Origin of the sequence: Arcobacter acticola (assembly GCF_013177675.1) — a bacterium.
Classification (GTDB): Bacteria; Campylobacterota; Campylobacteria; order Campylobacterales; family Arcobacteraceae; genus Aliarcobacter; species Aliarcobacter acticola.
Genome location: NZ_CP042652.1, coordinates 1,296,114 through 1,317,708 on the forward strand (window position 1 = coordinate 1,296,114; position 21,595 = coordinate 1,317,708).

26 protein-coding genes and 1 pseudogene are annotated in these 21,595 nt (G+C 27.3%); 18 read left to right on the plus strand and 9 right to left on the minus strand.

What is annotated here, in order from left to right; all coding sequences use genetic code 11:
- Positions 1–3 precede the first annotated feature (3 nt).
- Both AACT_RS15520 and AACT_RS15525 read left to right on the plus strand, forming a co-directional pair.
- Positions 4–1,110, plus strand: a pseudogene (locus AACT_RS15520) (cation:proton antiporter domain-containing protein); the annotation flags it as partial.
- Complete coding sequence (locus AACT_RS15525) at positions 1,099–1,605, plus strand: NAD-binding protein (RefSeq protein ID WP_228720570.1); 507 nt, start codon at positions 1,099–1,101, stop codon at positions 1,603–1,605. The pseudogene AACT_RS15520 and the gene AACT_RS15525, both read left to right, overlap by 12 nt.
- A 29-nt stretch (positions 1,606–1,634) precedes the next feature.
- Here AACT_RS15525 and AACT_RS06675 read toward each other — a convergent pair whose 3' ends face one another.
- Positions 1,635–2,132 carry a hypothetical protein gene (locus tag AACT_RS06675; protein ID WP_228720549.1) on the minus strand — a complete coding sequence of 166 codons (498 nt, stop codon included), beginning with the start codon at positions 2,130–2,132 and terminating at the stop codon, positions 1,635–1,637.
- A gap of 225 nt (positions 2,133–2,357) precedes the next feature.
- The gene (locus AACT_RS15685) at positions 2,358–3,344 is read right to left on the minus strand and encodes an ATP-grasp domain-containing protein (protein WP_172128579.1); all 987 of its coding nucleotides are present in this window, start codon (positions 3,342–3,344) and stop codon (positions 2,358–2,360) included.
- Positions 3,345–3,535: 191 nt separating this feature from the next.
- Between AACT_RS15685 and AACT_RS06685 the strand changes: the two genes are divergently transcribed.
- Entirely contained in the window at positions 3,536–4,762 is a 1,227-nt protein-coding gene (locus tag AACT_RS06685; protein WP_172126064.1) for a DEAD/DEAH box helicase, read from the plus strand.
- Here AACT_RS06685 and AACT_RS06690 read toward each other — a convergent pair.
- The 7 genes from AACT_RS06690 to AACT_RS06720 are packed head-to-tail and all read right to left on the minus strand — an operon-like array spanning position 4,759 to position 10,891.
- Positions 4,759–5,502, minus strand: a complete 744-nt coding sequence (locus AACT_RS06690) for a sulfite exporter TauE/SafE family protein (protein ID WP_172126065.1) — start codon at positions 5,500–5,502, stop codon at positions 4,759–4,761. The genes AACT_RS06685 and AACT_RS06690 overlap by 4 nt on opposite strands.
- On the minus strand, positions 5,499–6,272 hold the full coding sequence (cysE, locus tag AACT_RS06695) for a serine O-acetyltransferase (RefSeq protein ID WP_172126066.1): 774 nt from the start codon (positions 6,270–6,272) through the stop codon (positions 5,499–5,501). The genes AACT_RS06690 and cysE overlap by 4 nt, the downstream gene beginning before the upstream one ends.
- On the minus strand, positions 6,265–8,070 hold the full coding sequence (speA, locus tag AACT_RS06700) for a biosynthetic arginine decarboxylase (RefSeq protein ID WP_172126067.1): 1,806 nt from the start codon (positions 8,068–8,070) through the stop codon (positions 6,265–6,267). The genes cysE and speA overlap by 8 nt, the downstream gene beginning before the upstream one ends.
- Positions 8,071–8,072: 2 nt before the next feature.
- On the minus strand, positions 8,073–9,296 hold the full coding sequence (hisS, locus tag AACT_RS06705; protein ID WP_172126068.1) for a histidine--tRNA ligase: 1,224 nt from the start codon (positions 9,294–9,296) through the stop codon (positions 8,073–8,075).
- On the minus strand, positions 9,286–9,855 hold the full coding sequence (gene tmk / locus AACT_RS06710) for a dTMP kinase (protein WP_172126069.1): 570 nt from the start codon (positions 9,853–9,855) through the stop codon (positions 9,286–9,288). Before tmk ends, hisS begins: the two co-directional genes overlap by 11 nt.
- Entirely contained in the window at positions 9,840–10,334 is a 495-nt protein-coding gene (coaD, locus tag AACT_RS06715; protein WP_172126070.1) for a pantetheine-phosphate adenylyltransferase, read from the minus strand. Before coaD ends, tmk begins: the two co-directional genes overlap by 16 nt.
- 2 nt (positions 10,335–10,336) lie before the next feature.
- Positions 10,337–10,891: a UbiX family flavin prenyltransferase gene (locus AACT_RS06720; RefSeq protein ID WP_172126071.1), complete on the minus strand. Its 555-nt coding sequence runs from the start codon at positions 10,889–10,891 to the stop codon at positions 10,337–10,339.
- Between the two features lie 210 nt (positions 10,892–11,101).
- Between AACT_RS06720 and AACT_RS06725 the strand changes: the two genes are divergently transcribed.
- The 15 genes from AACT_RS06725 to AACT_RS06795 all read left to right on the plus strand — a co-directional run bounded on the left by AACT_RS06725 (position 11,102) and on the right by AACT_RS06795 (position 21,575).
- Entirely contained in the window at positions 11,102–11,740 is a 639-nt protein-coding gene (locus AACT_RS06725) for a recombinase family protein (RefSeq protein WP_172126072.1), read from the plus strand.
- Positions 11,741–11,807: 67 nt separating this feature from the next.
- A complete protein-coding gene (gene rplI / locus AACT_RS06730; protein ID WP_172126073.1) occupies positions 11,808–12,254 on the plus strand; it encodes a 50S ribosomal protein L9 in 447 nt (148 codons plus the stop codon).
- A gap of 4 nt (positions 12,255–12,258) precedes the next feature.
- A complete protein-coding gene (gene hslV / locus AACT_RS06735; RefSeq protein ID WP_172126074.1) occupies positions 12,259–12,795 on the plus strand; it encodes an ATP-dependent protease subunit HslV in 537 nt (178 codons plus the stop codon).
- A gap of 4 nt (positions 12,796–12,799) precedes the next feature.
- Positions 12,800–14,128 carry an ATP-dependent protease ATPase subunit HslU gene (gene hslU, locus AACT_RS06740; RefSeq protein ID WP_172126075.1) on the plus strand — a complete coding sequence of 443 codons (1,329 nt, stop codon included), beginning with the start codon at positions 12,800–12,802 and terminating at the stop codon, positions 14,126–14,128.
- 58 nt (positions 14,129–14,186) lie between these two features.
- On the plus strand, positions 14,187–14,492 hold the full coding sequence (locus AACT_RS06745) for a hypothetical protein (RefSeq protein ID WP_172126076.1): 306 nt from the start codon (positions 14,187–14,189) through the stop codon (positions 14,490–14,492).
- A complete protein-coding gene (locus AACT_RS06750) occupies positions 14,489–15,277 on the plus strand; it encodes a TatD family hydrolase (protein WP_172128581.1) in 789 nt (262 codons plus the stop codon). The genes AACT_RS06745 and AACT_RS06750 overlap by 4 nt, the downstream gene beginning before the upstream one ends.
- Before the next feature lie 36 nt (positions 15,278–15,313).
- Positions 15,314–16,576 (plus strand): lytic transglycosylase domain-containing protein, encoded by a 1,263-nt coding sequence (locus tag AACT_RS06755; RefSeq protein WP_172126077.1) that lies wholly within the window; start codon positions 15,314–15,316, stop codon positions 16,574–16,576.
- Positions 16,560–17,546 (plus strand): septal ring lytic transglycosylase RlpA family protein, encoded by a 987-nt coding sequence (locus AACT_RS06760; protein ID WP_228720550.1) that lies wholly within the window; start codon positions 16,560–16,562, stop codon positions 17,544–17,546. The genes AACT_RS06755 and AACT_RS06760 overlap by 17 nt, the downstream gene beginning before the upstream one ends.
- A 9-nt stretch (positions 17,547–17,555) precedes the next feature.
- Positions 17,556–18,128, plus strand: a complete 573-nt coding sequence (gene hisB / locus AACT_RS06765) for an imidazoleglycerol-phosphate dehydratase HisB (RefSeq protein WP_172126078.1) — start codon at positions 17,556–17,558, stop codon at positions 18,126–18,128.
- Positions 18,125–18,622 (plus strand): KdsC family phosphatase, encoded by a 498-nt coding sequence (locus AACT_RS06770; protein ID WP_172126079.1) that lies wholly within the window; start codon positions 18,125–18,127, stop codon positions 18,620–18,622. The genes hisB and AACT_RS06770 overlap by 4 nt, the downstream gene beginning before the upstream one ends.
- Complete coding sequence (locus tag AACT_RS06775; RefSeq protein ID WP_172126080.1) at positions 18,619–19,158, plus strand: hypothetical protein; 540 nt, start codon at positions 18,619–18,621, stop codon at positions 19,156–19,158. Before AACT_RS06770 ends, AACT_RS06775 begins: the two co-directional genes overlap by 4 nt.
- Entirely contained in the window at positions 19,155–19,649 is a 495-nt protein-coding gene (gene lptA, locus AACT_RS06780; RefSeq protein ID WP_172126081.1) for a lipopolysaccharide transport periplasmic protein LptA, read from the plus strand. The genes AACT_RS06775 and lptA overlap by 4 nt, the downstream gene beginning before the upstream one ends.
- Entirely contained in the window at positions 19,646–20,248 is a 603-nt protein-coding gene (gene yihA / locus AACT_RS06785) for a ribosome biogenesis GTP-binding protein YihA/YsxC (RefSeq protein WP_172126082.1), read from the plus strand. Before lptA ends, yihA begins: the two co-directional genes overlap by 4 nt.
- A complete protein-coding gene (locus AACT_RS06790; protein WP_172126083.1) occupies positions 20,238–20,699 on the plus strand; it encodes an N-acetyltransferase in 462 nt (153 codons plus the stop codon). Before yihA ends, AACT_RS06790 begins: the two co-directional genes overlap by 11 nt.
- 93 nt (positions 20,700–20,792) lie before the next feature.
- Positions 20,793–21,575, plus strand: coding sequence for a transglutaminase-like domain-containing protein (locus AACT_RS06795; RefSeq protein ID WP_216658227.1), 783 nt, complete (start codon positions 20,793–20,795; stop codon positions 21,573–21,575).
- Positions 21,576–21,595: the final 20 nt, after the last annotated feature.

Consider the following 21,595-nt stretch of genomic DNA (forward strand, 5'->3'; position numbering starts at 1 on the left):
TTGATGGAACAAGTTATTTTAGTAATATTAGCTGTTGGTGTTGTAGCAGTCATTTTAGGAATTTTATTAAAGCGTTTAGATGTTCCTCCTTTAGTTGGGTATATTTTTTCAGGAATTATTCTTGTAAATATTGTTGGTTCAAATGAAGAAAATTCACATATATTAGAACAAATTGCTGAGTTTGGTATTGTGTTTTTAATGTTTACTATTGGTCTTGAAATGAAACTTGATAATTTAATCCAAATGCGTAAATAAGTTTTTGTATATGGGGGCCTTCAAGTTGTTTTATCAATAGCTGTATTTACTCTTTTAGCTCATTATTTATTTGCTTTAGAGCTTAAAACTTCTTTAGTTATTGGAGGGGCTTTATCTTTATCTTCAACAGCAATTGTTTTAAAAATGTTAAATGATTCAAATAATATTACAAACTATTATGGGCAAAATTCTTTAGGGATACTTATTTTTCAGGACTTAGCTGTTATTCCTATTTTATTAGTATTAACTATTTTATCAAATAGCCAAAGTTCTGTTAGTAATTTATTATTTGATATATTTCTTTCTGCAATCGTATTATTTGCAGTTATGATTATTTTTGGTAAATATTTTTTAAATCATATTTTAAAATTAGTAAATAAAGCAGAAACACACGAACTTTTTATAATGATAATTCTAATCATAGCTATTGGTTCAAGTTTTTTAGCCCATTATTTAGGATTTACTTATTCAATGGGAGCTTTCATTGGTGGTATGTTAATTGCAGAAACTCACTATAAACACCAAGTTGAAGCTGATTTAATACCTTTTCGAGATCTATTTCTAGCACTGTTTTTCGTTACAGTTGGAATGCATATTGATATACAATTTTTTCTAAGTCATATATTTCAAGTTTTTACTTTGAGTGTTATTATTATGATTATAAAGGCTTTGATTATATTTACAATTATGTATTTTTATGTTGGAAAAAGAGTTGCCCTTGAAACTTCATTAGCTATTTGTCAAGTAGGGGAGTTTTCATTTGTTGTTTTTACTCAAGCTACACAAACTACACTTTTAGATTCAAATACAGGACAGTTATTAACTCTTTCTGTGATTATTTCTATGATTGCTACTCCATTTATATTAAAAAATATAAAATCTATTACATATAAATTTTTACAAAAAACAGATGCTTCTAATGATGAAGTAATACTTACAAAAAAAGAGTCATTTAAAAATCATGTAATTGTATGTGGATATGGTAGTTTTGGAAAACAAATACTTTTAAATCTGAAAAAAAACAATATACAACATCTAGGAATAATAGATAATTATGAGTTTTTTGAAAATGCTTTAGAGCAAAAAGAAAAAATAATATTTGGAAATCCAACACAAAAACATATTTTACAAGAAGCTGGAATATCAAAAGCAAAGGCAGTAATTATAGCTTTACATGATATAGAAAGTATCACTCTTTTAACTCATACTATAAAAGATATAAATAAAGATGTGAAGATATTGGCTAAGGTTACTAAAAAATCTGTTTTACCAGATACTATAGATAGTGAAGATTTTGTTGATATTTATGATTGTACAGCTGAATTATTAGTTGAAAAAGCTACTAATTAAATAAGCTAGTGAATAAAATGTTTTAAAGATTATTTACTAGTATTTAATTTATATTCATTGATTCTAATACGTCTTTCAATTTCTCGTTTAACTGCATTAAAAGCATAATTTTTATTTCCACCATGAATAGATGTAATTAATTTTGATTCGCAAGATTCACAAATAAAATCTGTTTTAGAAACATCCGTATATTTTGTATGAGAAGAAGTGTCATCATATACTAATATTGATGCGCAATTAGGACAATAGCATTGTAAATTTGTTATTTGATTTTTATGCCATTTCCATTTCCAAGTTGCACCATAAATTGAATCTTCTGTATAGCTTGTGTAGTCTAATTTTGAATTTTTCTTAATTAACATAAATATTGTTAATAAAGAAATTAATCCAAAAATAGATGCTAATAAAAATATCCATGCAGGATAATTATAAGCAGTTAACTGAGTGTTTTCTAGCCAAAGCATAGCTTGTGAAAACCATGAAGATGATATTATAAAATATTCTTGAGTTTTTTCAATAACTTGCAAAAAATTGTCCTAGTTTAAGTGATTTTACTAATGTAATAATAGTTTTATTTGAATTTTTTATTTGAAAACCTTTTTATAGGTTATTTTTTTGGAATTATATAGTATGTACACTAAATTTAAAATTTTTAAGTGTAGTTTTTTAATATGTTTTTGAAAATAAATATTGAAATATGGCATTAGTATTTAGAATATTGACATTTGTATATGTCAATATCTTATTAAATATTAAAATTCTGCTACTTGGGGAACAACTATACCTGCATCAGCGATTCTTAAAATCATTTGTTCATAATCCATATCATTTAGTAAAAATGAACGTGAATAATATCCATTTTCAAGTTCTGGCATAAGGTTTGCTTCTATAAAATGTAAGACTCCCTTGTAACTTGTTTTTATATCAATTCTTCCTATTGTTTTACCGTTTAATGCTCTAAAAGAATTTAATGCAATAGTACAAAGCTCTTTATGAATTTTTTTATCGCTTACCTCTATTACTTCTTCTAAATTATTTTTTACTTCATTATCTAAAATACGATGTCCATTTTTATTTTTAACTGCAATTATTTCAACAGGTAAAATCATTAAAATATTTTTTGATTTATTTTCTAAAATACTAACGCTATATTCTTTTCCTGATAAATAGTTTTCTACTAAAGTACGAGATTTATCTGTGTTATAAATATCTAAAACTTTTGCTTGATATTTTCTAAAATCAAAAACAACAGATTCAGGAGTTATTCCTTTGCTATTTTCGCCAGATATTGGTTTTAAAAATAATGGAAAAGTTACAGGAAGTGAAGCTTCTGTTTCATGTTCATCTGGTTGGGTAGTAAAAAAGTTTGCTGTATTTATATTTGCTTCTTTTATTGTAAGTTTGGCATGATTTTTATCATATTCATTATCTAAGGCTTCTTTATTTGAAGTTATAAAATTAATATTATGTTTTTTTAAATAATCACTAAGCCAAATTTCTTGGTTTTGGAAATCAAAATATTTTATTCCTGAAAATACTAAATCAGGTTTTCTTTTTATTAAAGATTTTAAATCATTTTCATTTTCAATAATAGTAATAACAACTTTCTCATAGGCTTTTGATAAAATTTCTAAGATTAGATTTTCGTCTAATTTAAAGCCTATATCTTTTCTATATGAAGTTGAATCTTTTGGTGTATCGATTGTGACAATTTCTATTGATTTATTGATTAAAGAGATGGGATGTCCTTTTTTGTAGTTTTAGTAAGATTAAATAGTTCATTTTTACTTGAAAAAACTACCCAAAGTTATTTTAGGGTAGCGTAAATAGTATTAATTACATATTTTTATAATTTTTTTATGTTTATTGGTTTTAATAAAGGCAAATAATCATAAAATACCCCAATCAAACAAGCAATTAAAGGATTTTTATGTCATTTTCACACTTAGGTCTAAGCCTAGAAATAAATAAAGCACTAAATGAGAATGCTTATAAAATACCAAGTAAAATTCAAGAAAAAGTAATTCCTTTAATTTTAGAAAAAAAAGATGTGATGGCAAGAGCCCAGACAGGTAGCGGAAAAACTGCGAGTTTTGTTTTACCTATTTTACAACTTTGGAATGAAAAAAAGTATGAAGGAAAAGCAAAAATTAAAGTTTTGATTCTAACACCAACTCGAGAATTAGCTCTTCAAGTATCTCAATCTTTTGAATTGTTTTCTAAATACTTAGAAAAGAAACCAAAACTAGTTACTATTATTGGTGGTAAAAGTATTGGTGATCAGCTTTTGGATATACAAAAAGGTTGTGATATTGTTGTGGCAACCACTGGTAGGCTAAATGATATCTTAGATAAAAAACAGATGAATTTATCAGCACTTGAATTTTTTGTTTTAGATGAAGCAGATAAGATGCTTGATTTTGGTTTTGAAGAAGAATTAGAACTACTTTTAAAACAAATTCCAAAGGAAAGACAAAATTTACTTTTTTCAGCAACTTATCCTTTAAAAGTTCAAAATATTATTGCAAAAATCACAAGAGAAGCAATAGAAGTTTTCATAGAAGATGAAGCACCAACAGTGCAAACTATAAATCAAAGGCTAATAGAAGTTAATAAAGAGAACAGAAGCCCACTTTTAAGAAATCTAATAGAAAACCATTCTTGGGAGCAAATACTTGTTTTCATGGCTAATAAACGTTCTTGTGACAATATAGCTGCAAAATTTAGAAAATATGGTTTAAATGCAGAATCATTTCATGGTGATTTACTTCAAGATGAAAGAAATGAAACACTACAAGATTTTAAAGATAAGAAAATAAAAATCTTATTTGCTACAGATATTGCAGCACGTGGTTTGCATATAGATGATATTTCATGTGTAGTAAATTTTGATTTACCAAGGGCACCTGCTGATTATATTCATAGAATTGGAAGAACTGGACGAGCTGGGAAAAGTGGAAATGCAATCTCTTTTATAGGATTAGAAGATTTTGAACATTTTGCTTTAATTGAAAAAAAATGTGATTTAAAACTCCAAAGAGAACAGATAGAAAAATTTGAATTAATAGGAAAACCATTAGAAAAAGAAAAAGGGAAAGAACCTATAAAAGGTAAAAGATTAAGTAAAAAAGATAAACTAAGACAGCAAAAGCTTTAAAAAGAGTAAATAGTCTTATAAAGCATTGCTACTAATATAATAATATTCAAAATTAAAATATATTGTTTATATGAAGTGGCTTTTACTAAATGTTTTGCTTTTATTCCAAAATATACCCCAATAAGTGAACCAATCCCTACAACTGCCCCTTCAAGATATAACATATGACCATGAAGTGAAATAGATGTAAATCCAGCAATTGATGAGAAGATAACAAAAAATAATCCCAAAGCTGTAGCTGATTTTAAATCATACTTCATAAATCCAACAAGAATAGGTGTTAATAAAATAGAACCACCAACTCCTATACTCATAGCAATAAGACCTATGAAAGCTCCAATAACAAATAAAGTTAATTTACTATGTGATTTTCTTTCCCCATCATAAGAAGCAGGAGAATAAAAAATTCGAATAATAGCAAAGATTAAAATCGCAATAAATAAATATTGTAAAGATTCATTTGATACATTTGTAACAATATATCCACTTTGTAAACCACCAACAAATCCGCCTAGTCCAATTATAAGACCATCTTTTACAACATTTTGAGCGTGTTTAGCATTTAATATAGATCCATAAATTGAAGAGAAAACCATTTGCATGATAGATATTGCAACTGCTTCTTTCATTACATATCCTACTAATAAGAGTATAGGAACAAGAATCATTCCTCCGCCAACTCCAAAAAAACCAGATATAAAACCTGTGATTATTCCAAAGCCAGCAAGTTCTAGTATCACGAATCAGTCTTTTTAATAGAGTTCATTGCTTCAATAAAGTTATTGTATTCCTCTTCAAGCTTTTTATCTTTTACACTTACATCAATTCCATCTTCTTCTTTTAAAGCAACTTCAACAACATGAATTCTTTCAAGAAGATATTTAAACATTTCTTTATTAATATCAGGTAAATCCCCATGTGCCATTTTACAATTTTTATTATCACGTCTAATAATTTTTGCAGGAACTCCAACAGCAGTTGAGTTATCAGGAACATCACAAACAACAACAGAGTTAGCACCAACTTTAGAATTTCTACCAATTGTAATATTTCCTAAAACTTTTGCTCCACTTCCTATTACTGTGTTTGATTTAACAGTAGGATGTCGTTTCCCTTTATCAAGACTAACTCCTCCAAGAGTTACACCTTGATAAATTAAAACATCATCTTCAACAATAGCAGTTGCACCAATAACCACTCCAATAGCATGATCTATAAATACTCTTCTTCCTATTGTACAAGCAGGGTGAATATCTGTTTTTGTAAGAAAAGAAGATATTCCATTAATAACTCTAGAAAGTTTTTTCCAACCTTTATAATAAAGCTTATTTGCAATTCTATGATTAATAATTGCCCAAACACCCGGGTAATTAAAAAATAGTTCTAAGTTGTTATCTAAAGCAGGGTCGTTGTTTCTTGGAACACAAAAATCTTCTTTTATTTGTGCCCAAAATGAAATTTTTTCTTGTTCTTTTTCAAGCTCTTGCTCTTCTATTTTTCCATCATTCATGATAGCTCCAAATAGTTTTTAAGTAGCTATTTTCATTTAAATATTTTTCCATATCATTATAATTATGATCATTTAAACTTTTTCTCAGTATTGCTCTTATCTCATTAGTGTCATAATCAATATCTTCTAAGATATCAATAATCTTTTGAGACTCTAAGATCTTTTCTAAAACAACTTCACCATCTTTAAATACAACATTAACTTCTGTTGGGTGAGAAAATAAATTATGTTTCATTCCTAATGTATCTTGATAAGCTCCCACGTTAAAGAATCCTATGAAATAATCTTCTTTATTTAAATTTACATCATGTAAATATAAAGGTTTTTTTATATCAAATGGTAATTCTCCATCACTATCACAAGTAATATCCCATAATGATGCACTTCTTGTTGGTTTTTTATCAAGATGAGTAATAGGCATTATAGGAAATTCTTGGTCAATTCCCCAATAATCAGGAAGTGATTGGAATAATGAAAAGTTTAATAAATATTTTTCTTGAATATTTTCATCAAGCTTTTTTAACTCTTCATAGTGGTCAATTTCAAGTAAAGATATAGCTTTTTTAATAACTTGGTGAGTTAAAATTTCAGCATTTGATCTGTCTTGTAAATCAATATAACCTAAATCAAATAGTGTTAATAAAGATTCCATATGGTCAATACTATCATGCATATACTCATAAGCAGTTCTTTTTGACATATCTCTTAATAAGTCATGTAATTCTTGAATTAATGGAGGATTTTTTTCTTTTAAATTTAAATGGTCAAGATCATATTCAGAAGAGAATAATTCAAGAACAGGAGTTATTAAAACAGTTGAAGCCGCAGATATAAATCTTCCTGATTCTGTGAAAATATTTGGTTCATCAACACCTTTTTGCTTTGCAATATCTTTTAATGTAAAAATAACATCATTTGAAAATTCAGATAATGAATAAAATCTTGTTCTTTCATAAGCATTATATTCAACAGCTAATCCACCACCAATATTAATAGCGTTAAGATTTGTAGCACCTAGATTTTTGAGTTCGGCATAAATATGTCCAGCTTCTCTTAATGCTTTTTTTAATGGTTTGATTGAGTTCATTGCTGAACCAATATGGAAGTGAATCATTGTTAAATACTTAACTATATTATTATCTTCCATTAATTCATAAGCTTCTAAAATTTCAGTAGATGTAAGACCAAATTTAGAGTTAATACCTCCACTTTTAGCCCATAATCCACTTCCTCCACTGTGAAGCCTAACTCTTAGTCCAATACTTGGAGCTTCCATTTTTGTTTCGTTTAAAACCTCTATAATCATTTCTAGTTCGTTTAAACCTTCTATAATAAGTGTAATATCATGACCCATACTTTTAGCAATAAACCCTAAATGAATCATCTCTTTATCTTTAAATCCATTAACCGTAATTGGAGAATTTATATTATTGTAAGTCATTGCAATTACAAGTTCAGCTTTACTTCCAGCTTCTAATCCATAATTAAACTTTTTACCTTCATTTATTAAAGGATGAATAAAGTTTGGTAATTGATTTACTTTTAAAGGGAAAACAGCATTAAAATTACCTTTATAATCATATTCTTTAATACTTGCATTAAATGTGTTGTATAAAGTATTTATTTGCTTCTCTGTAATATGAGGAAACCTTAAAAGCAAAGGACCTTTAAAGTCTTGTTTTCTTATATCCTTAACAATAGAGATTAAAGAAGGTTTACAATCATGATTTATCTTCGCTAATCCATCTTCTATTACAAAATTGTCATCACTCCATATATTTATACCATAGTTATTCACTTTTAAAAATCCTCTAATTTTAAATTTGTTTCTTCTCTTGTTTTTATATTTTTTATATAAATTGTGCCATTTTTTAGTTCATTTTCACCAATTAGTGCAACAATATTAGCCCCTAGTTTTTCAGCAATACTAAAATGTTTTCCAAAACTTCTTGGCGTGTATTCTACTAAAGTTTTTGTTGTTTTTCTCTTTTGATTTGCAACTTTTATCATAGTATTTAATGAACTATCATCCAGGGTACCCATGTATATCACATCTTGATTACATTGTGGCATCTTAATTAGCTCTAATAGTCTTTCAATTCCAATTGCAAAACCAATTCCAGGTGTTGATTTTCCACCTAAGAATTCAACAAGTTTATCATATCTTCCACCACCTGCAATAGCACTTTGTGCACCAATTTCATTACTTACAAACTCAAATGCTGTTTTATTATAATAATCTAAACCTCTTACAAGATTTGAATCTACTTCATAATTTATGTTATTGAAATTTAAAATCTCTTTTAGTTTTTCAAAATCACTATCACAAGAATTACATAAACTAGTAGTTATTTTTGGAGCACCTGTTAATAATAATTGACATTTATCATTTTTACAATCTAAAACTCTAATTGGGTTGGTTAGAATTCTTCTATTACAGTCTTCACAAAGATTCTCTTTAAAATTTGTTAAATGTTTAACTAGGTTTTCTTTATACGGAGGCATGCACTCATTACAACCAAGAGAATTTAATTTTAAAGTAAATCCAATTCCAAAAAATTCAAGAATTTCTTTAAGCATGATGATTATATTTGCATCTTCAAAAACAGAATCTATTCCAAAGACTTCACAACCAAATTGGTGAAATTCTCTTAATCTTCCTTTTTGAGGTCTTTCATATCTAAACATAGGTCCGTAATAATACCATTTGTAGTTCCCACCAGCACGATCAAGTTTTTTCTCAACAAAATGTCTCACAACTCCTGCTGTTCCTTCTGGCCTTAAACAAACGTCATTTTCACCTTTATCAATAAATTGATACATCTCTTTATTTACAATATCACTACTTTCTCCAACAGATCTTTTAAATAATGCTGTTTCTTCTAAAAGGGGTGTTTCAATATATGAAAAACCGTAGTTTTTTGCAATTTTTGATGCATTATCTACAAAATAAGTAAATAAAGCACTCTCTTCATTTACAATATCTTTCATACCTCTTAAGCTTTGTATTGTCTTATTTGCCATTCATAAATTCCTCTATCTTCATCTCTATTTCTTCTATTTTCAAGCTTGCATCTATAAAAATATAATTTATATTTAATTTTTTTATTGTTTCTTTCATTCTATTTTGGATATTCAATAAGTAATCAATTCCTCTTAATTCTATAGAATCATTTTCTTTTTGTGATAATCTATATTTCAATTCTTCAGGTGTTAATTCAAGTAAAATTACATGGCTTGGAAGGGTATTATCTGTTGCAATTAAATTAAGTTCAATTAGTTGATCTATTTTTAATTGAGTAGAATAGGCAATCCCTGATATTATCGATCTATCTGAAATTATTGTATTATTTTTATTGGGCTTTATCACTTGTTCAATATGCTCAGCTCTATCAGCCATAAAAAGAAACATTTCAGCAACTTTTGATTTTGCTTCTCCATTTAAAGCCATAACTCTAAGTTTAGTTCCAAGTTCTGTTCCTCCTGGCTCTTTTGTAAAAATTGCCTTTGGATATTTACTTTTTAATAAATTTAATTGAGTAGATTTACCAGCTGTATCAATACCTTCTATAACTGCATACATTTTACTACTTTCTCTGGAACTAAATGTTCAAATTTACCATTGAATCTTATAATTTCTCTAACAATTGTAGAAGAAACAAAAGCATTTTGTAATGTTGGCATTAAATATAAAGTTTCAATTTTTTTATTTATTGAAGAGTTTGCATATCCCATTTGAAGTTCAAATTCAAAATCTGAAACAGCTCTTAATCCTCTAATAATTGTATTTACTTTAAGCTCAGTTGCTAAATCAACAAGTAATGTGTCAAATCCTAAAACACTTACTCCTTCTATTCCTTCAACCGCTGCTTGTGCAAATGCAACTCTTTGATCGTGATCAAACATAGGTTTTTTTAGTTCACTTTTTGCAACAGCTATAATTACTTCATCAAATATATTTGCGGCTCTTTTTATGATATCTAAATGGCCATTTGTAATTGGATCAAAAGTACCACTATATATAGCTTTTCTATATGAATTTATATCACAGTTCTTTGGCATATTTATTCCCATCTTTTATATAAGTTATTATCTATTTTTAGTAAATCAAACCATTTACCAATTAGAAATTTTTCCATATCTTCTAAACTTTGCTGAGCACTATAATAACCCAGAATTGGAGGTGCTATTATTACTCCTAAGTTTGACAATTTAAGCATATTTTCTAAAACAATACTATTTAAAGGCATTTCTCTAGGTGCAAGAACTATATCTCTTTTTTCTTTTAACATAACTGTAAAAGCCCTTGTTATAAGTGAATCTGAAATTCCAACAGCACATTTTGCTAAGGTATTCATAGAGCATGGCAAAATTATCATTTTGTCCACTTTAAAAGAGCCAGATGCAATACTTGCACCAATATTTGAATCTTTAAAAACTGTTATGTTTTCACAATCTTCAAATAGTTTATTTGCAGATATGCCATTTTCAAGCTTTAATGCAGTTTTTGCACTTTTAGAAAAGATAACAAACACTTCAATATCTTTTGGTATTTGTTTCACAAAATTAACACCAAGATTAGAGCCACTAGCTCCTGAAATTGCAACAGTTATTCTCAAGAAAAACCTTTAATTTTAATATATTAAAAATGATAATAGCAAAAAAAAACTTTTAATTCAATCCACCTAGTTACATATAGGAAAAAGCCCTAATTATAAGCTTAATTTAATTGAGTAAATGATAACATATTGTATAAATAATATATATTATATTTTAACATTTTGTAGAATAAAATATTATTTAATATACTTTATGTAAAAGGATTTTATATGTCAAAAATTTTTACGTATATTAGAAAAAATGAAAATAATTTAAAATATACCCAAGAGCAAAAAGATTCTGTTGAAAAATATATCAATAAGAAAAATATCGAAGTTTATAAAAATATAGAGATTGTTATAAATACCCCTCGGGAAGAAAAAAATATATTAGAATTATTGAAAAACTGTGAAATGAATTCAACTATTATTGTTTCAAATCTAAATGTTTTTGGAAGAACAATTGAAACTATTTTAGAAATAGTTAAATTTTTGTTATCAAATAAAATTAGAATAATCATTGTTGAACAAAATTTAGATTTAATAGACGATAAAGATATGCTAAGCCAAATGATTTTAGGTGTTATTTCAATGACTATTGGTTTAGAAAAAGAGTTAATGAGCTTAAGAACAAAAGAAGCATTAACAGCTAAAAAATTAAATGGTATAGCCTTAGGAAAACCAAAAGGTACAATACAAAAATCAAAATTTGATTTACAAAGAGATAAAATAGAAGAACTTTTAACTGTTGGTTTATCAGTTAGAAAGATATCAAAACTTCTTGGATATAACAATCATATAGGATTGAATAACTATGTTAAAAAAAGAAAAATAAAAGCAAATCTAAAAAATGAACAAAAAACATTATAGTGTTTATATTTATAATGGTTTAAATAAAATATAGTAAAATAAAATAATTAAAATTAATGGAGTTATTGTGAAAGTATTATTAACAAAAGATGTAAAAAGTTTAGGAAAAGCTGGTGAGATTAAAGAAGTAGCAGATGGTTATGGTAAAAACTTCTTAATAGGTAAAGGCTTAGCATTACACGCAACAACTGAAGTATTAAATAGATGGAAGTCTGAACAAAAAAGAGCAGCTGAAAATGAAGCAAAAGAAATAGCAACAGCAAAAGAGTTAGCAGAAAAGTTAAATGCAACAAAATTAACAATCAAACATAAAGTTGGAGCAAATGGTCATTTAATTGGGTCAGTTACTAATAAAGAGATTGCAGAATCATTAGAAGATCAATTTTCAATTATGCTTGATAAAAAAAATATTTCATTAGATAAAAAAATCAAATCTGTTGGAATTTATGAAGTTGATTGTAAATTAGGTCATGCAATTCATGCAAGTTTAAAAGTTGATATAATTGGAGAATAATTAGATGTTTGATGCTACAACGATACTTGCTTATAAAGGTGCAAATAAAGCAGTAATTGGAGGTGACGGTCAAGTTACTTTTGGAAATACTGTTTTAAAAGGAAATGCAACAAAAATAAGAACTCTTTATAAAGATCAGATATTAGCTGGATTTGCAGGAAGTACAGCAGATGCATTTAATCTTTTTGATATGTTCGAAGGTCATTTAGAAGCTTGTAAAGGAGATTTATTAAAATCTGTAATTGCTTTTTCCAAAGAATGGAGAAAAGACAAACTTTTAAGAAGACTCGAAGCTATGATGATAGTTTTAAATAAAGAAAAAATTTTTATATTAAGTGGAAATGGTGATGTTGTAGAACCTGAAGATGGAGCAATCGCTTCTATTGGAAGTGGTGGAAATTTTGCTATTTCAGCTGCACGTGCGCTTGCAAAACATTCTACTTTAGATGAAGAGGCTGTTGTTAGAGAGTCTTTAATGATTGCAGGAGAACTTTGTATATATACAAATCAAAATATTAAAATATTAAAATTAGAGGACTAAAAGTATGGATATGACACCAAAACAAATCGTTGCATACTTAGATGATTATATTATTGGTCAAGCAAATGCAAAAAAGACTATTGCATTAGCACTTAGAAATAGATATAGAAGAATGAAAGTAGAGCCAAAACTTCAAGAAGAGATAATGCCTAAAAATATTTTAATGATAGGTAGTACAGGAGTTGGTAAAACAGAAATTGCAAGACGATTAGCTAAAATGATGGGTTTACCTTTTATAAAAGTTGAAGCTAGTAAATATACTGAAGTTGGATTTGTAGGTCGTGATGTTGAATCTATGGTTAGAGATTTAGTATATGAAAGTATAAATTTGGTAACTCGTGAATTTGAAGAAAAAATAAAAGATAAAATTGATGATGAAGTAAATAAAAAAATTATTGAAATTTTAGTTCCACCATTACCAAATACTGCTAGTGATAGTGCAAAGGAATCATTTATTAAAACATATAATGTAATGGAAAAGAAACTTTTAGACGGAACTTTAGATGATAAAAGAATAGAAATTGAAGTTCCTAAAAAAGCCCACGTTGAAATTTTAGATTCTTCAATGCCTTTTGATATGAGTTCTATGCAAGAAAGCTTAAATAAAATGTTAGGTGGACTTAATAAAGAAAAAATCAAAAAAGAAGTATCTATTAAGGACGCTAAAATTTTATTAAGAGGTTTTGCAAGTGAAAGTTTACTAGATCTTGAAGCTATAAAAATTGAAGCAATTAAAAGAGCTGAAAATGGTGGAATTATATTTTTAGATGAAATTGATAAAATTGCATCAGGAAAGAAAAATAATGGTCAAGATCCATCTAAAGAAGGAGTACAAAGAGATTTACTTCCAATAGTTGAAGGATCTAATGTTCAAACAAAATTTGGTCAAATTAAAACTGATCATATATTGTTTATCGCTGCTGGTGCATTTCATGTATCAAAACCAAGTGATTTAATTCCAGAACTGCAAGGAAGATTTCCTCTAAGAGTAGAATTAGAAGCTTTAGATGAAGAATCATTATATAAAATTTTAACTAGTACTAAAAACTCTTTATTAAGACAATACAAAGCTCTTTTAGAAGTAGAAGAAGTGGAATTAGAATTTGATGATGAAGCTATTAGAGCATTTGCAAAATATTCAGTTACTGCAAATGAAATAACAGAAGATATAGGTGCTAGAAGACTTCATACTGTTATTGAAAAAGTGATTGAAGATATCTCATTTGAAGCAGATGAGAAAAGAGGTCAAAAAGTTATTGTAACAAAAGAGCTAGTATCTGAAAAACTTGACGATATTGTTGATAATGTTGATACAGCAAGATATATCTTGTAAGTTATAAATTAATAATTTTTTAGATAGAATATTTTAATAAAAACAAGGAGATAGTATTATGAATATAATAACATTTTGTGAAGTAGATGAATCTTTATTTAATCCTGAATTTAATGTTGAACATTTTCATTCAGGTACAAGTTTAGAAGCAGATGTAGTTATTATTAATATTGATTCAATATTTGAATTTGAAGAAAATAAGACTGCAATCACTAAAGATAAATTTGTCTCAATAGCTATTATTGAAGATGAAAGTGATTATGATGCTTTTAAAAATTTTGGGATTGATGCTTGGATTAGAATGTCTGAAATTTCACAAATTAATAATATTATTAACTTAGTAAATAAAAGGCTTTTATCATAATTATAGATACTCACTGTCACTTAGACAATAAGAAATATTACGAAGATATTGATGCTGTTATTCAAAATGCATTAAATCATGGGATTAAAGGTTTTTTAATCCCTGGCGCTGATTTTAATGATTTACCACAAGCCATTAAACTTGCAGAAAAATATGAAGAAGTATATTTTGCTGTAGGAATTCATCCTTACGATATAGATATGTACAATGAAGAGATGATGGAAAAATATGTAAATCATCCAAAATGTATTGCAATAGGTGAATGTGGTTTAGATTATTTTAGACTTCCTGAAGATGAAGATGAAAAAATAGCAAATGTGGAAAAACAAAAAGAAGTTTTTATATCTCAAATTGAATTTGCAAAAAAAGTAAAAAAACCTTTAATAATTCATATTAGAGAAGCTTCAAATGATTCAAGACAAATTTTGATAGATTATAATGCTAAAGAAGTTGGTGGAGTATTGCATTGTTATAATGCAAGTGAACATTTACTCCCTTTATCTGAGCATAATTTTTATTTTGGAATAGGTGGGGTTTTAACTTTTAAAAATGCAAAAAAACTAGTTGAAGTTTTACCAAAAATACCAAAAGATAAGTTATTAATTGAAACGGATGCTCCATATCTTACTCCCCATCCCCATCGAGGTGAAAGAAATGAACCTTATTACACTACTTTTGTAGCCCAGAAAATGGCTGAATTACTTGAATTATCCCAAGAAGATATAGAGGATCTAACAACAAATAATGCTAAAAAATTATTTAAAGAGTTTTCTAGTCTTTCTTAGATATAATCTGACTTATATCAAATAAGTGAGGATTTTTTGAATAAAATCATAATATTAATATTTTTTTTAATAAATACTCTTTGGGCAAGCATTGGTACAAATGAGGACTTAAAAGTTTTAAAAAACTTAGGACTTGAATCTTCATTTATCTCAGATAGTGAGCTAGTTGATATATTCAACGAGTATTCTTCTAAAAGTAAAATTAGTTATTATCGGAATATTTTAAAAAAATCTTCATTAAATGCACAAGTTGTAAGAACTGAAATTGATAATGAAAATCTTCCAGAAGCTATATTCTTTATTCCCATGATTGAAACTAGTTTTGTAAATCATGTTAGAGGGAAGAACTCTCCAGCAGGCCTTTGGCAAATCATGCCAGCTACTGGGAAACATTTAAAATTAAGAAATGATGAATTTATTGATGAAAGATTGGATTTAATTAAATCAACTGATGCAGCTAGTTCTTATTTGAAAAGATATTATAATAAATTTGATAAATGGTATTTATCTATTTTAGCTTATAACTGCGGTGAGGGTAGAGTTATTGAAGGACTTACAAGAGCTTCTTTAGATATGTATATTGAAAATAATCCAAATAGAAGTACTCAGATTTTGAAAAGTTATCAAAGGGTACTTGATGATTATAGAAGAACTAAAAATGGAGTTTCAAAAGTTTATGGCGTTTATGGTGAGTTACAAAGTTTAGAAGTTCCTTTTAGTTTAGAATATTTAATTAAACATAATAAAGAAAGAGATTATCTACCTGAGTCAAGTTTATCTTATCTAAAAAAAGTTGCTGTTTTTTCAATGCTTTCAAGTAGAGATTTATTTGAAAATATAAATAGAGCACCTTATAGATTAGAAAAAGTAAAAGCACCAAAAAATATACAGCTAAAATCAATTGCAAGTGCTATAAATATGAATTCAAGTGAGTTTTTAAATATAAATAAACATATACGAAAACAAGTTTTACCAAAAGATTCTAGGAATTATAATATTTATATTCCAAAGAGTAAATTAGAAATCTATAATAAAAATATTGCTAATATAAAGCCAGTTATTGATAAAAAAGTTAAAGAAGTTAAAAAAGATAAGAATGTTAATACTAAAAAAAATAAAGATGAAAAAAAGATTGTAAAAGATACAAAAAAGAAAGCCTTGGTTTACATAGTAAAAAAAGGAGATTCTTTTGAATCAATTGCAAAAGCTTATAAAATAAGTGTAAAAAAACTTAAATCTGATAATAACAAGAAATCAAATTTAGTAAATATAGGAGATAAAATTGAGATTTATAAATAGAAATTTTAAAAATAGTATATTATTAAGTTTATTATTGAGTCTATTATTCTTTACAGGATGTTCTCAAAAAAGTGGTGATGTAGATTATAGTTTTTATAAAGATACTAAAAACTCAAAAATTAATAATTCAAAAGAAATGCATAAATACACTATGAGACCTTATAGTGTATTTGGTATTACTTATTATCCTTTTGTTGCAAAAATTGGTGATGATTTTGATGGTATTGCTTCTTGGTATGGTCCAGATTTCCACTCTAAGAAGACTTCAAATGGAGAAATTTATGACATGTATGATATGACAGCTGCTCATAAAACATTACCTATGAATACAGTTGTAAAAGTAGAGAATTTAGAAAATGGTAAAACAATAATTGTTCGAATCAATGATAGAGGACCTTTTGTAAAAGGCAGAATAATTGATTTATCAAATAAAGCAGCTCATGAAATTGATATGGTAAGACGAGGAACGGCGAAAGTAAAAGTTTCAGTTTTAGGGTATAATGGGGAAATTGATAATAGAAATGCACCTACTATAGAAATTCCAAGTACTCAAGTGGCAAGTAATAATATTGGAAAAGAAATAGAACCAGGTATTGATACATTAGAACCTTTAGAAATAAAAGAAGATAATATTAAAACTACTTCTGTTCCTGTTAGTGCTTCACGAAGTGATATAAGTACAACTTCAAGCGCTAAAATTACAAGACCAAGTAATACATCTTCTAGTGCATCTTTTTCATCAGGAAACTATAATCTTCAAGTTGGAGCATTTAGTCTTGAATCAGGTGCAATAAAAGTTAAAAGCGATTATCAAAAGAAATTTAGAAAAAATAAAGTAGAAGTACAAAAAGTATTTGTAAATGGAAAAACTTTAAACAAAGTATTTGTAAGAGGTTTTAGTTCTTATGAAAATGCACAAGAGTTTAAAAATGCAAATGGTTTAGATAATGCAGTTATAAGTAATGATTAGGATAAAAATATGATTGAAGTTAATAGAAAAACAAAAGAAACAGATATTAAGTGTAAAATTGATATTAATGGTTGTGGAAAATCAGTTATTAATACAGGTGTAGGATTTTTTGATCATATGCTTGAAGCTTTGTCTAAACACAGTGGTATTGATATAGAATTATCTTGTGCTGGTGATTTACACATCGATGCTCATCATACTGTAGAAGATTGTGGAATTGTTTTAGGACAATCTTTAAAAAAAGCTATATTCCCAATTCAAGCAGTTGAAAGATATGGAAATGCAACTGTTGTTATGGACGAAGCAGCAACTACTTGTGCCTTAGATTTATCAAATAGACCATATTTAGTTTATGAAGTAAATGTAAGTGGAAAAGTAGGTGACTTTGATGTTGAATTAGCTGAAGAGTTTTTTCATGCACTTGCTGGAAATGCTGGATTAACTGTACATATTATACAAGATAGAGGAAGAAATAAACATCATATTTTAGAAGCTAGTTTTAAAGCATTTGCTGTTGCTCTTAGAAGAGCATTAGTTAAAAATGAAAGATTAGGAATTCCAAGTACTAAAGGTATTTTATGATTGAATTAATTGTTTTAGATGTAGATGGTACTTTAACTGATGGAAAAATCACATACTCTTCTAGTGGAGAAGAAACTAAGTCTTTTGATGTAGCTGATGGTTTAGCAATTGCTGTTTGGACTAAAGCATTTAGTAAAAAAGCAGCTATAATTACAGGAAGAAATTCTTCAATTGTTGAAAAAAGAGCAAAAGAATTAAATATAACTCATTTACACCAAGGAATAAAAAATAAACAAGAAGTTTTAGAAGAAATTCTGAAAAAAGAGGGTTTATCTTGGAGTCAAGTTGCTGCAATTGGTGATGATTTAAATGATTACAATATGTTAAAAAAAGTTGGTCTTTCATTTACTCCTGCAAATGGAAGCCATTATTTAAAAGACTTTGTAAATGTCGTTTGTCAAAACAAAGGTGGAGAAGGTGCTGTTCGAGAAATGCTTGAATACATTTTCAAAGAAGAAAATTTAGAAGAGGACTTTTTAAACGCATGGATATGAGAATTTTCACCTCAATTCTTTTATTACTAGCATTGGGTGCTTACTTTTTTCCTGTTGAAAATTTAAAAAAGAATGCTTTAGAAAAAGATTTACCATTAGTTATATTTGAAAATCCAACTATGTATACATTAAATGAAAAAAATGTAAATAGGGTAGTTGTTGCAACACATGCTGTAAAGTATCAAGATAGAGATGAAATGTTTAATGCAGATATCATTCTAAAAAATAATGATTTAAGTAAAAATTTTGATAGTGAAAAACTAAAAGCAGATTTAATTGTAAAAAAAGCAGATATTTATACATTGACAAACAATGTAGATTATAGAAGAGATGATTTCATAAAATTAAATACAGATGAATTAATTTATGATGATATTAAAAAAATAGCACAAAATTCAAAACCTTTTAAAAGCGTTTATCAAAAACATATTTTAAATGGTAATTCAGTGTTTTTAGATATTAATAATAATTTTATAACAGCTAAGAATACACATTTTGAAATAGATATGACTAAAACGCAAAAAGGAAAAAAATGAAATATTTAATTGGAACTTTACTTTGTTCTACATTGTTGCTAGCTCAAACTGAAACATTGATAATTGATTCACAAGACTTTCAAGCAGATGATAAAAAAGGAGTCTCTATTTTTACAGGAAATGTAAAAATTAAAATGGGACAAGATAAGTTAAATGCAGATCGCGTTGATGTATTTTTTACAACAGATAAAAACAATGCAAAAGTTCCTTTAAAATATGAAGCAACAGGAAAAGCTGACTTTGAAATAGTGACAAAAGACAAACACTATATTGGTAATGGTGATAAGATTATATATTCACCACAAAAAGAAGAATATACTATTATTGGTAATGGATTTTTACAAGAAAAAAATGATGATAGAAAAGTTTACGGAGATACAATTTTTGTAAATCAATTAAGTGGTGAGGCAAGAGTCAAAGGTAGTGAAAACAAACCTGTTAGATTTATGATTAATGTTGAACGTGGTGAAGATAAAGGAACTAAGAAATGAAAATAACTGAAGCAAATTTTTTACAATCAGCACAAGGAATAGCAGATTCTCCAAGTCCTGATAGAGCCGAAGTTGCTTTTTTAGGAAGATCAAATGTTGGAAAGTCTTCACTTTTAAATACCTTAACAAATAGAAAAGGTTTAGCAAAATCATCTTCAACTCCTGGAAAAACTCAACTTATAAACTATTTTGAAATTAAATTCAAAACAGGTAATGAAGAGTTACCTTATTTATTTGCAAGATTTGTGGATTTACCAGGTTTTGGATATGCTAAAGTAGCAAAAAGTCTAAAAGCGGAATGGAATAGAAATTTAACTGCTTATTTAGAACAAAGACCAAATTTACAAATTTTTGTTCATTTAATTGATTCACGACATCCGTTACTTGATATTGATAAAAATGTTGACGAGTTTTTAAAAACAATAAAAAGAGGCGATCAGATTATTGTTCAAGCTTTTACAAAAATTGATAAATTAAAAATGAACGATTTAGCAAAATTAAAAAGAGAATACCCTGAAGGAATTTTTATATCAAATTTGAAAAAAAAGGGTATGATAGATTTACAAAATAAAATTACAGGATATTTATTTGGACATTAGATTTTATAAGCCAACAGTGGCAGATATTACAAAAATGCAAGATATTGTAAGAGAAGAAGTTGATAAAGGAAAAATCCTTTTAAGAACTGCTGATGAAATGGCCACAACTATTCGATCTTATACAGTTGTTGAAGTTGATGGAAAAATGGCTGGGTTTACAGCAACTCATATTCATTCTCCAAGACTTGCAGAAGTACGAAGCTTAGTTGTTGGAAAAGATTTTAGAGGTTTAAAGCTTGGAAAACAATTAGTTGAATCATGTATTAAAGAAGCAAAAGAATATGGAATTGAACAACTTTTATCTTTAACTTATGAGCAAGGCTTTTTTGAGTCTTGTGGATTTAGAGTTATATCAAAAGAAGAAATCCCTGAGCATAAAATCTGGGCTGATTGCATAAGATGTAAGCATTTTCCTATTTGTGATGAAATTGCAATGGTAATTGACTTATAATTCATCATTTTTTATATAGCTTTTATATTTTAAAACTACTTTTTTTAGTGTACAATGTACTTAAATATTATCTAAAAGGATTGATTTATGTGGTTGTCCACTAGCTGTACTTTCAAATTTGACATTTCTGAACCTACACCTTTTTTATTTATGTTAAGACCTCGAGGTGACTTAATTCAGCATATTACTTTTGAAGAATTTATTATTAAACCAAATATTAAAGTAACTCAATTTCAAGATATTTATGGTAATTTTTATCAAAGATTTATTGCTCCTCCTGGAAAATTAAAAATTAAAAGTAATAGTAAAATTAAAACAAATGAAAATTTCAACAATGCATATGGAAAAGAATTTATAGAAGTTCAATCTTTGCCTGAAAATGTACTTTTATATTTGCTTCCTAGTAGATATTGCGAGTCTGATTGTTTTAATCAAATGGCTACAGAAATTACACAAGGTTTACCTTTAGGATATGAGCAAGTAAATGCAATTACTAATTGGATACGAAATAATATTAGTTTTGAGAATAATAACAGTGATACACAAGTAAGTGCTATTGAAGTTAATAATAGAAAATATGGTGTATGTAGAGATTTGGCTCATTTGGGAATTGCTTTATGTAGGAGTATAAGTATTCCTTCTCGTATTGTTGTGGGATATTTGTATAATTTAGAACCTATGGATTTACATGCTTGGTTTGAAGTTTATATTGGTGATGGCTGGTATCGATTTGATGCAACACAAGAAGCAAATAAAGAAGGCTATGTAGTAATTGCATACGGTAGAGATGCAGCAGATGTTGCTGTTTATAATCAATATGGAGCTACACTTTTCCCTAGTTCTCAAAAAGTTAAAGTAAAAAAGATAAAAGAGTAAACAAATTAAAAATTAGGATA